A 12,874-nucleotide genomic window follows, 5' to 3' on the forward strand; every position below is an offset into this window, starting at 1 on the left:
CGACACCCAGCTCTACAAGGCCGAGCTGGCGCTTCTTTCCACCGTCAGCGAATATCCGGCCCTGCCGGAGGCGCTGGCAAACGTGCTTGCAGGCTTTGCCCCGGCCACGGAAACCGCCGACACCACCAGGCAGCGCTATGTCGCCGCCATCATGGCCGCCCTGAATGCCAAGGCGCGCGAACGCAATTATGACAGCATCGCCACGGCGGTGACCTATCTCAACGATGCCAATGCCACCTTCGCCGCAGAAGCCAAAGCGCTCTTTGACTGGCGCTCTGCCGTCTGGACCTATGCCACGGAAGAACTGGCCAAGGTTGAGGCCGGTGGCACCATTCCGACGCTCGATGCCTTTATCGCGGCGATGCCGGTGTTTGCGTGGCCGCAGGCGGCAACGACAACTGAAGGCGCTGCCGTATAAGCACCGTGGAACGAATGTTGCGGGTGCGAGTGAAGATCTATGAGCCGTTTTCGGCGTTGAAAGACTGCTCTTCTCTTGCGTGTTGAAAAAGATGCCATGCGTCAATGGCAAGATCGGCTCCGGCCCATGTCACCGTCAACCCGAAATCTTCTACCTTCGCGGTTTGCCAGACATGATCCAGTTTCAAGGCTGACAGGGGCAAACCACCTTTGTCTATCCAACTGGTGAGATTGATGGTGGATGATGTGCCATCTTGCCATTCTACCTTTAAAAATGAAGCAGACTGAGGCCTGACAGTTTTGATGCGGGGATTATCCATGCCAGTCCTCATTCATGCTCATCTCGCAGGTTGAATGTGTTCACACCAGATCGTCCAGATCGACCATGAGCGCTTCGGCGATGCTTTTCATGGCGCTGAGGCTGCCTTCCTTCTTGCCGCTCTCGATTTCCGAGATGTAAGGGGCGCTGAGGCCTGCGGCTTCGGCAAGCTGGCGGGCCGTGATGCCGCGATGATTGCGCCAGACACGAACGGGGTTTTCCCCCGAAATCAGCGCCTGAACAACCTCTGCCGGAACGCGCTCTTCACGCCCGCTGGCAAGGTTTGCGGCAATGCGGTCTGCCCGGGCGATATCGGCCTGGTCAATCAGCTGTTCATATTCCGGCAGGGAAAGAACAACCAGCGTTTCTCCGGCGGGGGTGGTGATGGTCTGCATTGTCTTCTCCTATTCGTACACGCTGCCGCGCGGGCCGATCCTGATCACATCAAGGACGGTTCCCTGATCGTCCATGATCACGCGCCAGTCGCCAACGCGCAGGCGGATATAAGGTGAGCCGACAAGCGCCTTGACGTTATTGGCCTGCGACAGCGGATCGAGCGCATATTGCTCGATCTTGGCCATGATGCGCTTTGCCTCATTGACCGGCAGGCGGCGCAGAACCTTCACGCTGGATTTGCTGTAGGCTATCTTTTTCATGATCAAAAGATAGCAAATAGCCAACAAAAATCAACGTCTCAATCGGCGTTGGTCAACGACCTCTTATTTCAAAAAACAGGATAACATCATGAACGACGCACATTTCTTTGCGGCGGTGCGCAGCGCGCTGTTTGGCGGGCGGCTGACCCAGCCGCAGGTTGACGGGATCAACGCGATTTTGACCGTGGCGCGGGCCTCTTTGCAGGATAACCGCATGATTGCCTATATGCTGGCGACGGCGTTTCACGAAACGGCGCGGACCATGCAGCCCATTCGTGAGCGCGGCGGCAAGACCTATCTGACCAATATGTATGACCCTGCCGGAACCCGGCCTTCCGTGGCTGCGCGCCTTGGCAACACCCGGCCCGGCGACGGCGTGCGCTATTGCGGGCGCGGCTATGTGCAGCTGACGGGGCGGCTGAACTATGACCGGATGAGCGGCCTTCTTGGCGTTGATCTGCTGGGCAACCCCGATCTTGCGCTTGAGCCGGAGATTGCCGGGCGGGTGATGCTGGTGGGCATGACGGACGGGCATTTCACCGGCAGAAAGCTTTCCGACTATTTCAACGGCGCACTGACGGACTGGGTGAATGCGCGCCGGATTATCAACGGCACGGACCGGGCCGAACAGATTGCGGGCTATGCCAGAGACTTTTTCTCCGCGCTTCAGCTGGGGAGGCTTTCGGCATGAGGGTGTTTGACCGCGCCGGGCGCGCAACGCGGAAGCGGGAAGCGGCGGCGCTGCTGATGCTGTGGTTGATTGCCCTTGCGACCTGGTATGCCGTGACGGGCGGCACGCCGCAGGCGGGCGAGGTGATCCAGCTTTTTCTGGTGCCGGTTGGCATGATCTTCGCCGGGGCCTTCGGGCTGGACTGGGTGACCAAGCAGACCACGCTGGCCGGGCCTCCGATGGCCCGGCCTGAAGACAAGCCAGAAGACAGGCCAGAAGAGACGCCGGAGGAAAAGCAGCCATGATTGCGCTTTTCCTGACCTTATGGCCGTGGCTTTTTGCCAGACTTTCCAGCCTCTGCCGGGCGCTTGGCTGGCGGGGCCTTGTGGCGGTGCTGATCTTGATTGCCGTCATCATCTGGCATGTCCGCGCCGTGACGGCGGCGCGGGAAGAGGGCGCGCAGGCGGTCCGGCTGGAATGGGCAGAGGCCAACCGGAAGGCCGATCTGCTGGCCATTCAGCGCCAGCAGCAACAGCAGGCAAAAATCAACGAAGCGGAACGCGCGCTGGTGAACGAGCGGGCGGCCCATGCGGCCCGCCAGAGCGAGCTTGCGGCGGCGCTGGCAGAAGAAAGGAAAGACCATGCAAAAGCTGGCGCTGATGGCCGCTGCGGCGGCATGTCTGAGCGGGTGCGCAGCGCGCTCAACGCTATCCGGTAGGGCGCAGGACCACCGCCCGGCGGTGTCTGCCTCAATGATGGCAGATTGTGTTTCACCGGTTGAAATTCCGCCCGATCCGCCGCCGGACCTGCAGCACCGCCTATGGGCGGCTGACCGGCTGGCGCTGGTGGATTGCCGGGGGCTGAACAGGGCCAAGGGCCGGGCGCTGCAGGCTGCGGGCCTTGCGCCGGAATAACGAGGAAAGGGCAGGGGATGTCTGAGAAGATTTCGACCGTGGCGGATGTGCTGACCGCGTGGTTTGGCGGGGCAGGCACCACCATGATTGGCGCGCTGATCGGGCGGGCGATGTGGCATGTGCAGGAAGTGCGCCGCGCCCACCGCCGCCCGCTTGGCCCGGAGCTGTTTTGGGAACTGCCGATTGCCATTGGCATGGCGCTGATTGGCGAGGGGCTGGCCGGGTGGCTGGGCCTTGGCCAGCCGGTTTCCACCGGGCTGATTGCGGCGCTGGCCTATCTCGGGCCACGCGGGGCCGAAGCGCTCTTCATGAAATGGTGGATGGGGCGCAAGCCTCAGTGACGATCAGAAAGGCCGGGAAATCGCTTTCCCGGCCTTATGCCATGTATTACTTCGAGCAGATACTCTTATATTTAGCTCTATATCAGAAATTAAATTAGTGATCATCAAGAGAATTACATATCATGAGGCGAATATTATTTAATTTTTCTATAGATATATAAAATATTATAAAACATGCGAATTAATAAAATAAGAATAATAAGCGTCATCGTTGTGTAGATTTATTAATTGATTTTAAATTATTATCTTTAATTTTGCGCATAATTCAGACGGAACGGAGTTGGAAATGGTTGAAGCTCGCAAAGGTGTCGATCCTGCTTTGATTGTATTTATACACATCATGAAGGCTGCCGGAAGTAGCGTGAATAGATTTCTTCAATACTGCTCACCGAAAGGAGAGGTTTGGCTACATAATTTTCTTAGCTCTCCTAATACATTGCGTGATGTTGCTCATCAAAGCGACTGGATCAGTGGTCATTTTAGAAGAGATGAAATTGAGCCAATAATTAAGGGTATAGGCCGAAGTGTAGAGTTTTATTCATCGGTTCGAAATCCGGCACGTCGAATCCTTTCTCACATTAATTATAGTGTAGAACGATACAGGCGACCGGATTATTATAAGCTTCACAGCAAGCGCGAGCAAATGATGGACTTCTCCATTATGTCTAAAAATTTGAATAATAAATATAATATATTCGAAATAATTTTAGAAAACGAAGAAGAATTCTGCAATATGCAGGCGAAAATGCTGCTAGGTGGAAATTTTAAAGAAATGACAAATGAAAATGCAAGAGAAATAATATCTTCATATAAATTTATTTCTACAGAAAGTAATATAGAGGAATTGTATTATAATTTTGGATTCTTATGCGAAGATAATGATGAAACGGCAGTGTTTTTTGAAAATAAATCAACACAGCACATAAACCCTGAATTGGCAGAAGATGAAGAGGTGATTGCCTTCTGTAATGAGCATTGTGGATATGATTATGTGGTATACGAAATGGTAAAGGAAATATTTGGAACAAGCGCGCCTCAAGAGAGGTGCAGGCCATCATTCACGCGACACGTGTTGGCGACTGTCGAAAACTTTGATGAAGACGCTTATTTGCTTGCAAATCCAGATGTAAGCCAAGCTGTTGCTGAGAAAGCTATTAGCAGCGGATTTGATCATTTTCTTAATTATGGCAGGGATGAGGGAAGAATGCAGTTAACATGGACACAGGTGAAATCAGATATTAGTGTTCAGTAACTGCAAATGGTTAGGTGTAGAGTTCCAATTCAGCCTGCGGACTTCAAGCTGCATGCAAATAAACAAGCCGCCCATTGAATGCCGATTTTAGCATGTGCGTTGGCTCTCTTCACCTCGGCTTATTTTAAGGTGGTAATTTGAACCGAATAGCTTTCATCCTGAGCTTCATTCTCGTTTTGGCTCCGGACGCAATCGCGAGTTTTGGCGTTGCGACGAGGTTGAATACACCGGATATAGATCAGAATGGATTGGAGTTGATCACCGATCCCGCATTTACTGGTGGGTTTTCTGCCATACCTGCATGTAAAAGGCCAGACAGCGATGCCAACTGTGCAGCCGGGAAAAAATATAATCTCAAATCTCCCCTGCATTTACAAAATGCGCCCATTCGACCAGCATGGGATTTGGCTCAATGGGGTAGCCGCACGAACTTTGATAGCATAGGGGCGGCAATGGGTCGGCGGGCCTATGAGTGGAGTACAGATACAAAGCGATTGGTAATTTATACCGATGGCACAATTGAGATGGCAGTTAACGGTGTAAAGGAATTGAATGGAGAGTACCTGTTAGATCGAACCTCGTGGCCATCACTTATCGCTTCGCAGGCGATAGCAGCGCCAGGTCCATATGGACGAGACATCGGCAACCTCGTCCAGATGACCAAGCTCATATTTAATCTAGATTTTCGACTTTTAAATGACGATGTGATGAAGCGTCCGGGTCGTAATATCGAACGCGATGCGTTGATCTTTCCGATCAATCTCACCATTCAAAACCTAAATCGAGCAAGCGCTGGCTATGGGGACTATGTTTGGTTACAGGTAACCGCTTACGATGATCGACATGCCGTCCCGAATCCGGGCGACGACAAAAACATGATAGATATAGGCACCCATAAGTTGATTTACTTCGTGCCCAGCCATGCAGTGACGCATGATGATGTTCACACTAAGCAATGGGCGAAATTCAAAGGGGACCTGCTCCCTTACGCGAAAAGATCCATCCACCTGGCATTCGAAAAGGGCCTCTTGAAATCGCAAGACCTAGCGGATTATTCGATTGGTGGGATTAACATCGGATATGAACTCACTGGTCTGAACATCGCGACTTTTCAGTTCCGAAACCTAAGCCTTAAAGCTTTCTATTGATCGAGCGCACCCTCCAGCCATGAGGCAAGCAGGTTGTCCGTAAACTCAAACTGCCTCGTAAGCCTCGGGAGCGGGACGCTTCATGGATGGCTCTTTCATGATTTGGTTCTAAAGCTCACACTCAAGAAAGGTATGGGTTTCCAATTTAGGCGATTAATTTTTCATCGAAATGCCACATGGTTTCCTATAAAGGGGATCTAATTAGATTTCTGGAGCGGATTCGTGGCCATGCAAGCATCAGATTTTTTGTTTCCCAAAGACTTAGAGGCGACCCCTGTAAAGTTAAAAAAAATACTATTTATAGGATCATGCTTGTCAGAAGCTTATGTTAATTATTATCGAAAAAAAGATTCTGATATAAGTGTTGATCATATATTATTTAATAACGCGGTCGATCTGCCCGAAAAAGATATTGAAGAAATTATATCGTACGATTTACATTATGTGCAACTTCCTCTTCGATCAGTATTGACTGATGGATTTATTCGTCAAGCTGATAGTCAGAATAGATATTTTGATTGGACTGGTTACGGTAAGTCATTCATTGACAGAATGCTTGAAAAAGCACTCGAATATAATAAGAAGTCCGGAATTCTTACACTCGTTTCCAATTTTTTGGTTCCGCAGGGTGTGACGGCGGCAAGCTTGGATAGAAGTGAGCTTTCAGATGATATTTCACATGTGGTTCGAGAGCTGAATGCCTATTTGATTCAAGCTGTAGCATCGTATAAAAATGTGTTTGTCGCTGATGTAGACATGATAGCGAATTCCATCGGCAAAAGTTACTTTCTTGACGACACAATTGTGTTTCATAGTCATGGATCAATGATTTATCCAGATTGGGCTGCGCACGAGCGATATCCCTATTGGACCGCTCCGGATTCAGGTCGTATTGATGACCTGCCTGATCTGCTTGAGATCCATCCTAATAAAACTTATGAATATTTTGATGCAGTTTATAGGCAGATTGTCGCTGCGTACAGGACTGTTCATCAAGTCGATATGGTAAAGCTGGTCATTTTCGACCTCGACAACACGTTGTGGCGAGGCCAGCTTGCTGAGCATTATAAGCCGGGCGAAAAATGGCCTTATTTTGATGGTTGGCCTTTAGGTGTGTGGGAGACCGTGCAGATTCTCAAACGCCGAGGCATCATGGTTTCCATCTCAAGTAAAAATGATCACGATTATGTCGTGAAGCATTGGCAGGATGCTGTTCCTCTTGGCTTCATCAAGTTTGATGATTTCATTCTTCCTAAAGTGAATTGGCGGCCAAAGGCTGAGAATATAATGGAAACGATCAAGCAGCTATCACTCACGCCTAAGAGTGTGGTGTTTGTGGATGATAATCCTGTTGAGAGAGAATCTGTTGCCGCACAGGTGCCTGGAATTAGAGTTATAGGATCAAACCCGTTCCTCACTAGGCGAACCCTGTTGTGGGCGCCGGAAACACAAATTTCGAAAATTACCGAAGAGTCTTCTCGCAGAGAAGAGATGCTTAAGGCGCAGGTTGAGCGTGAGAACGCCAAAGCTACCATGAGCAGAGATGAATTCCTTCAGAGTTTGAACACTGAAGTTGACGTTTGGAGTGTGGATTCAACCGAAAGTCCCAGCTTCAGTCGTGTTTTGGAGTTGGTGAACAAAACGAACCAGTTTAATACAACCGGTGAGCGCTGGTCGGTGGATGACTATGTTTCGCATTTCACATCAGGGGGGCGCGTATACGGCTTTCGTGTACGTGATCGCTTCACTGATTACGGTACTGTCGGTGTCGTATTCATAAAAGCGAATGAGATAATTCAGTTTGTGATGAGTTGTCGCGTTCTCGGCATGGATATAGAGAACTCGATATTGATTGAAATGATTAACTCGATTCGTAGTTCAGACGCAGACGGTCATATTATTGCGAAATTTGTCGAGACGCCGTCAAATACGCCTTGTAGGCAGGTATATTCGAGTATTGGTTTTGAGAAAGATGGCAATGACTATGTGTTGGATGCCAACAAAACGCTTGGGTCAAGTGTAGTCAAATTGAACTGGCTTCAATGAAGCAGAACTAGAATATGAAAATTGCGTGTAGATGGTGTGAAAGTATCTGCGCGTTTTCTAATGGTCAGCCTATATGAAATGAAATTCAGGGCAGCTCTGCTTATTTATGTGATGAACATTAAATGATGACAGATGTTTTGCTGCCGGGTTGAGAGGGTAGATGTTGAAGTCAATGTGGAAAATACTTCGGAATAAAGCTTCTGTGGCGGTTCCGCTAAATTCACTGGAAAAATATGTTAATGTACTTCAAGACTATCGCACTGCGCCTAATGAGGTAAATGAAGCAGAGTTGCAGAGCTTAATAGGCACAATCACGCCGATTGATGAGGTTTTGAATGCTGTGGACGCTGAATTTGATTCGGCGTTCTATTTGGCAGTGAACCCGGACGTGCGTCGGAGCGGTCTCGATCCCGTTCATCACTATTTGCTCTGGGGCTGGAAGGAAAACAGAACGCCGTCACGTTTTTTCGATCCCGCTTTTTATGTATCGAACCATAAAGACTTATCGGCAAAAATGTTCCCTTTGGCTCATTACCTCAAAGCCAAAAACGAGGGTGCGCTAGGTAATCGTATATCAGATAGCTTATGGTTCGAACCATTTAATCCGGATGATGCAATGTGGCGAACGGTTCAGCCCGCCGTTCGAACCAATGATACCCGCGCCGTTGTGGTGATTCCCGTTTATAAAGGTCTTGAAGAGACATTAACGGCTGTTTATTCGGCACTTCAGGCTAGAGGAAAGGACCAGTACAGCCTTTTGGTTGTCAACGATTGTAGTCCTGATGAGCTTCTGTCCGAGAAACTTCGTGAGTTGGCGGCTGAAGGCCTGTTTGACTTTTATGATAGCGAAACAAATCGTGGTTTCGTCAAGACCATCAATTACGCTATCGAAAATCTCACCCACGACTTGGATGTGGTGCTTCTAAATTCGGATGCTTATGTCAGCGCAGGATGGTTTGGTCGCTTAATTGCGCACGCCGACAAGGATGAAAAGGTTGCGACGATAACGCCTATGTCGAATAACGCAACCATCTGCAGTTATCCGCTTTATGACAAGGATAATTTCCTTTCGCTAGAGGTGTCGCCGCAAGAACTCGATCTGTTGGCAATGGAAGCCAATAGAGGCTTATCCGTGGAGACCCCCACTGGAGTTGGCTTTTGCTTCTACATGAGAAGAAGCGTCATACGCGAAATAGGTGCTTTGGATGAGAAGGCCTTTCTTTTAGGTTACGGGGAAGAAAACGATTTTTGTATGCGAGCTCTCGGAGCTGGCTATAAAAATATTATAGCGGGTGACGTATTCGTTTTTCATACTGGGTCAGTCTCATTTTCTGCTTCCAAAGAAGAGAATTTCAATAGGGGACAAACTAACCTAGCCCTTAAGCATCCAAATTATGAGTTTTTAGTTAGGGGGCACGTTGAAGTAGATCCGGAGCGTCATCTTCGAAGAAATCTTGATGCCCAACGAGTGATCAAGCAGTTTTCAGGAGCGGTAGTCGTCGTGACCCACAAGTGGGCGGGCGGTATCGAAACCTACTTAAAGCAGCTAAATTCTCGGTTCGCTGCGGAGGGACGCAAGGTTCTGGTGCTGCGCGTTCATGATGGGCATCATGTGACAATTGAAGACCCGCAAAACGGTAGAGCGCTGTTCATACCCAACCTTACGGGGCTGGATTTAAGGACAGAGTGGAATTTCTTCGTGGGCTTTTTGAATGCCCTGAAGCCCGAGATGTTGCATATAAACAGTTTTGCGGGTCTCAATTGGGGTCAGCATTCTCGACTTTTGTGCTTCTTCAAGGAACTGGCTCTTAAAATTGTTTTTGTAGGTCACGATTACGCGCCGATCAGTTGTAATTACCAACTTCTGCGTCCGGATATGATTTATGACGGGACGCCAGATGTGGAAAAATTGCGCTTCTGGTCGAACATGAAGGGTAAGGATTTAGGCCCTGATTTGTGCGATCCAGAAGAAAGACTTTCAGCGTATCGATCCTTTTTCGGAAGCTCAAATGTCACGGTGGAAGTGCCCAGCGTTGCTGCAAAAGAAATTTACGGAACGTTTTTTCCAGATCTGCAAATTTCGATAAAGCCTCATGAAGATCATTTACCCGAGGTAAATCCGGCGAAGCGAGAGGCTGGCACCCATGCTAGGCGTGTTGCTGTTGTAGGTGCTATCGGGCCACATAAGGGCAGCGGTATACTTGGAGCGTTAGCTTTAGACGCACAGGCGCGTAATCTGAACATTGAATACCACCTGATTGGGTATAGCAATGACGACAATCTTATGCGCTCAAAAGGGGTGGTCATTCACGGTGCGTATGCGTCGGAACTTGATGCGCTCGCAATGCTAGACAAGATAAAGCCCGATGTTGTCTTTATACCGAGTATCTGGTCTGAAACATTCTGCTACACTCTTTCGCTCGCGCTAAAGAAGAGAATTCCGACGGTAGTTTTTGATCTCGGTGCTCAAGCAGAGAGACTTGCTCAAGTTAAGTGGGGTGTGGTCTTCCCGCTAGACCTCATGAGAAATACTTGTAAACTTTCGGAAGCGCTTCTCGATTTGCCGCTAGAGGCGCTCTGGAATGAGGCGAGCCTGGATCGAGAGTTGTCTTGAGGAATTCAGAATTCAATTTTGACTTCTGATGATGAAGGCGCTTTCAGCTTTTGAACATGCCTTTTAAGTTTTATTTTGGTTGTGAGGGCGGATACCAACCGCCCTCTTTTTTGTCTAATGAGGTTTTCTCATGCACGAGCGGGAAACACTGTTCTTGAGCTTGCAGAATGGTCGGTTAGACGAAACTGGAATTACCATATAATGGCTCCTGCCGTTGTCCATTCGCGTACCCTAAGCACTTATGCGCAGGGTATTAAGGGGTACTGAAATTGCCGCGTAATTCGCTTAGTGGCTTAGGCGTGGCTTGGTTCCCGTGTGGCACTTTAACGAGATATTTATAACGGTCCTCCGGGTAGAGGGTAACTGGCCAAATTGATCGACCCATGTTGACACCTTTCCACAAATCCATTGGACACCTGCAAGCTAACCCATTGTTTTATAATGGCTGGACATTTGCTGTGATTGGACACTATATCACCGGAATTGCGCCGGGTTTTGTGTGGTTTGAGAGTCTTCTCGACCGCACCAATTAACCCGGCCTTGTGCCGGGTTTTTGCTTTTCTATCAACAGGTTGACTTTTAAAAGTGTCCCAGGTTTCAGAGGGCATTAGACACTCCTGAAAACCAGCTTTTGCTTGTGGCGGCTGGTTCTGGGCATTGGGGGCAGAAGACCTCAAATTGCGATTTCTTGCAGGGCGTCTTCCGTTGCCAGGGCATGCTCCTGAACATCCCAATGCTCGATGTGTTTATAGATGATGACCTTGTTTTTGAGCAGCGCGCTGTGGGTTCGGCAGAAGTGTTCGAGCTGTGTGCGGTCGGAGATCAGTTCGACGCACATGGTGAGGTCCGGGTTTGCAATTTCGAAGCCTTCGTCTTGAAGCTTACCGCTGTTCGAATAGCCGAAATGGGTGTGGTGCGCGACGGCATTCATGATGCCGAATGCCTTTGCCTGCAACACGAGTTCACGATAAAGAGGTTTGTTTCCGTTGAACCACGTGCTTTTCCCGACAGTTTTTTCGCGTGGTTTCATGTAGATTCGAACCATGCCGATTTCACGGGACGAGAGCTGGTGGATGGTCATGTTGACGGGTCTTTCCTGAAGGTTGACGGTTTTGCCCAGCGAACGCAGATGTTCCTGCGCCAGAAGATCGCCTCTGGTCTGAGCATTCATGGCGCGCATGTGGCGGATGGTGATGTCAGGGGGAATGTCGTTGGCGGCCGCTGTTTTGGGCACGCCGACACGTTGTGAGAGATAGATGCTGGAATGGCCGCTGCACAGATAGGCGACGAAGCAGGCAACCGCGAGATAGATGGCGTGGGTTGCACCGAAGAGTTCGATGCCCATGATCATGCAGGCCAGAGGGGTGTTGGTCGCGCCGGCAAATACGGCGACGAAGCCGAGCCCTGCAAACAGGTCCGGCGGAGCGCCTAATATTCCCGAAAGTGCGCTTCCTAGAGCGGCGCCGATATAAAACAAGGGGGTGACCTCGCCTCCCTTGAAGCCGGCACTCAGGGTCACGATGGTGAACACGCCCTTCCAGGCCCAACTCCAGTAATCGACATGATCGGGCCGGAAGAAATCGAGGATGACAATGTCATTTGGGTTGGGAGACCAGACGCCCAGGCCGAGATATTCTCTGGTTCCCAGCATGATGGAAAGGCCGATCAGGATGGCGCTGGCCAGAACCGGTCTGAGTGGCGCATAAGGCAGCAGCGCCTTATAGGCGGAGGAGGCAAGATGGGACAGTTCGGCGAACACATGGGCGGCGATCCCGAAGGCCACGGCGGCGATCACGACCTTCACCATCAAAAGCGCGTCGAGATGAAACCCGCTCGCTTGCCCGGTGCCCGCCAGATAGGCGATCGAATATTGCACATGGTGGATACCCCATGCATGGCAGGTCCAATCGGCAACGAGGGAGGCCAGGATCGAGGGAAGCAGGGCTTCATACTGCATCCGACCGATGGTCAGTACCTCAAGGGCGAAAACTGCGCCGGCGATCGGTGTGCCAAACACGGCGCCGAAGCCGGCGGCTATGCCTGCCATCAACAGGATCCGGATGTCGGAAGGCGTGAGCTTGAACACCTTGCCGAATGCGCTTGCCAGGCTTCCGCCAAGCTGCACGGCCGTTCCTTCGCGACCAGCCGAACCACCGACCAGATGGGTCAAAACCGTGGTGACGAGAATGAACGGGGCCATGCGCAGCGGCACACCGCCGCCCGGTTCATGGATCTGGTCGACGATGAGGTTATTGCCGCCTTCGGCGGATTTGCCGAATTTGCCATAGGCCCAGACCATGGCGAAACCTGCAACTGGCATGAAATAGATCAACCACGGAAATGCAAAGCGCAGCTCGGTCGCCCTGTCGAGACTCCAGAGAAACAGCGCAACAAGAGAGCCGACGGCAATCGCCATGGGAATAATGATCGCGATCCATTTGGCCAGACTACGGATTTGTTGAAAACGAAGACCGAAAATCGATGCGAGCGTCATGCG

The 12,874-nt window shown here is 50.4% G+C and carries 14 protein-coding genes; 10 read left to right on the plus strand and 4 right to left on the minus strand.

All coding sequences use genetic code 11. The features are described 5' to 3' along the window. The coding region (locus NAC44_RS10560; RefSeq protein ID WP_250940581.1) for a hypothetical protein at positions 1 to 418 on the plus strand (418 nt) is incomplete at its 5' end. Between the two features lie 37 nt (positions 419 to 455). Here the strand turns inward: NAC44_RS10560 and NAC44_RS10565 are convergent. The 3 genes from NAC44_RS10565 to NAC44_RS10575 are packed head-to-tail and all read right to left on the minus strand — an operon-like array spanning position 456 to position 1,392. Next, on the minus strand, positions 456 to 737 hold the full coding sequence (locus NAC44_RS10565) for a hypothetical protein (protein ID WP_250940583.1): 282 nt from the start codon (positions 735 to 737) through the stop codon (positions 456 to 458). Positions 738 to 777: 40 nt separating this feature from the next. Continuing rightward, complete coding sequence (locus tag NAC44_RS10570; RefSeq protein WP_250940586.1) at positions 778 to 1,131, minus strand: helix-turn-helix domain-containing protein; 354 nt, start codon at positions 1,129 to 1,131, stop codon at positions 778 to 780. A gap of 9 nt (positions 1,132 to 1,140) precedes the next feature. Continuing rightward, positions 1,141 to 1,392, minus strand: coding sequence for a type II toxin-antitoxin system RelE family toxin (locus NAC44_RS10575; RefSeq protein ID WP_250940588.1), 252 nt, complete (start codon positions 1,390 to 1,392; stop codon positions 1,141 to 1,143). Between the two features lie 88 nt (positions 1,393 to 1,480). Here NAC44_RS10575 and NAC44_RS10580 point away from each other — a divergent pair, with 88 nt between their 5' ends. The 9 genes from NAC44_RS10580 (at position 1,481) to NAC44_RS10620 (ending at position 10,377) form a co-directional block, all read left to right on the plus strand. Further along, complete coding sequence (locus tag NAC44_RS10580) at positions 1,481 to 2,083, plus strand: glycoside hydrolase family 19 protein (protein ID WP_250940590.1); 603 nt, start codon at positions 1,481 to 1,483, stop codon at positions 2,081 to 2,083. Further along, the gene (locus NAC44_RS10585; protein WP_250940592.1) at positions 2,080 to 2,367 is read left to right on the plus strand and encodes a hypothetical protein; all 288 of its coding nucleotides are present in this window, start codon (positions 2,080 to 2,082) and stop codon (positions 2,365 to 2,367) included. Before NAC44_RS10580 ends, NAC44_RS10585 begins: the two co-directional genes overlap by 4 nt. Then, on the plus strand, positions 2,364 to 2,780 hold the full coding sequence (locus NAC44_RS10590) for a secretion protein HylD (protein ID WP_250940593.1): 417 nt from the start codon (positions 2,364 to 2,366) through the stop codon (positions 2,778 to 2,780). The genes NAC44_RS10585 and NAC44_RS10590 overlap by 4 nt, the downstream gene beginning before the upstream one ends. A 37-nt stretch (positions 2,781 to 2,817) precedes the next feature. Next, a complete protein-coding gene (locus NAC44_RS10595; protein ID WP_250940595.1) occupies positions 2,818 to 2,976 on the plus strand; it encodes a hypothetical protein in 159 nt (52 codons plus the stop codon). 17 nt (positions 2,977 to 2,993) lie between these two features. Beyond that, positions 2,994 to 3,317 (plus strand): phage holin family protein, encoded by a 324-nt coding sequence (locus tag NAC44_RS10600; RefSeq protein WP_250940597.1) that lies wholly within the window; start codon positions 2,994 to 2,996, stop codon positions 3,315 to 3,317. Positions 3,318 to 3,603: 286 nt separating this feature from the next. Continuing rightward, complete coding sequence (locus NAC44_RS10605; RefSeq protein WP_250940599.1) at positions 3,604 to 4,569, plus strand: hypothetical protein; 966 nt, start codon at positions 3,604 to 3,606, stop codon at positions 4,567 to 4,569. A gap of 218 nt (positions 4,570 to 4,787) precedes the next feature. Next, entirely contained in the window at positions 4,788 to 5,717 is a 930-nt protein-coding gene (locus NAC44_RS10610; protein WP_250940602.1) for a hypothetical protein, read from the plus strand. Between the two features lie 228 nt (positions 5,718 to 5,945). After that, entirely contained in the window at positions 5,946 to 7,763 is a 1,818-nt protein-coding gene (locus NAC44_RS10615; protein WP_250941078.1) for an HAD-IIIC family phosphatase, read from the plus strand. Positions 7,764 to 7,923: 160 nt separating this feature from the next. Then, positions 7,924 to 10,377, plus strand: a complete 2,454-nt coding sequence (locus NAC44_RS10620; protein WP_250940604.1) for a glycosyltransferase — start codon at positions 7,924 to 7,926, stop codon at positions 10,375 to 10,377. 673 nt (positions 10,378 to 11,050) lie between these two features. Here the strand turns inward: NAC44_RS10620 and NAC44_RS10625 are convergent. Then, complete coding sequence (locus tag NAC44_RS10625) at positions 11,051 to 12,871, minus strand: voltage-gated chloride channel family protein (protein WP_250940606.1); 1,821 nt, start codon at positions 12,869 to 12,871, stop codon at positions 11,051 to 11,053. Between the last annotated feature and the right edge of the window lie 3 nt (positions 12,872 to 12,874).

Origin of the sequence: Allorhizobium sonneratiae (assembly GCF_023700755.1) — a bacterium.
Classification (GTDB): domain Bacteria; phylum Pseudomonadota; class Alphaproteobacteria; order Rhizobiales; family Rhizobiaceae; genus Allorhizobium; species Allorhizobium sonneratiae.

Excerpts from the sequence above, each read along its gene's own strand:
- NAC44_RS10625 (WP_250940606.1), bottom strand. The coding sequence starts at position 12,871 with ATGACGCTCGCATCGATTTTCGGTCTTCGTTTTCAACAAATCCGTAGT.
- NAC44_RS10620 (WP_250940604.1), top strand. The coding sequence starts at position 7,924 with ATGTTGAAGTCAATGTGGAAAATACTTCGGAATAAAGCTTCTGTGGCG.
- NAC44_RS10590 (WP_250940593.1), top strand. The coding sequence starts at position 2,364 with ATGATTGCGCTTTTCCTGACCTTATGGCCGTGGCTTTTTGCCAGACTT.
- NAC44_RS10595 (WP_250940595.1), top strand. The coding sequence starts at position 2,818 with ATGGCAGATTGTGTTTCACCGGTTGAAATTCCGCCCGATCCGCCGCCG.
- NAC44_RS10585 (WP_250940592.1), top strand. The coding sequence starts at position 2,080 with ATGAGGGTGTTTGACCGCGCCGGGCGCGCAACGCGGAAGCGGGAAGCG.
- NAC44_RS10615 (WP_250941078.1), top strand. The coding sequence starts at position 5,946 with ATGCAAGCATCAGATTTTTTGTTTCCCAAAGACTTAGAGGCGACCCCT.
- NAC44_RS10575 (WP_250940588.1), bottom strand. The coding sequence starts at position 1,392 with ATGAAAAAGATAGCCTACAGCAAATCCAGCGTGAAGGTTCTGCGCCGC.
- NAC44_RS10580 (WP_250940590.1), top strand. The coding sequence starts at position 1,481 with ATGAACGACGCACATTTCTTTGCGGCGGTGCGCAGCGCGCTGTTTGGC.
- NAC44_RS10600 (WP_250940597.1), top strand. The coding sequence starts at position 2,994 with ATGTCTGAGAAGATTTCGACCGTGGCGGATGTGCTGACCGCGTGGTTT.
- NAC44_RS10570 (WP_250940586.1), bottom strand. The coding sequence starts at position 1,131 with ATGCAGACCATCACCACCCCCGCCGGAGAAACGCTGGTTGTTCTTTCC.
- NAC44_RS10605 (WP_250940599.1), top strand. The coding sequence starts at position 3,604 with ATGGTTGAAGCTCGCAAAGGTGTCGATCCTGCTTTGATTGTATTTATA.
- NAC44_RS10565 (WP_250940583.1), bottom strand. The coding sequence starts at position 737 with ATGGATAATCCCCGCATCAAAACTGTCAGGCCTCAGTCTGCTTCATTT.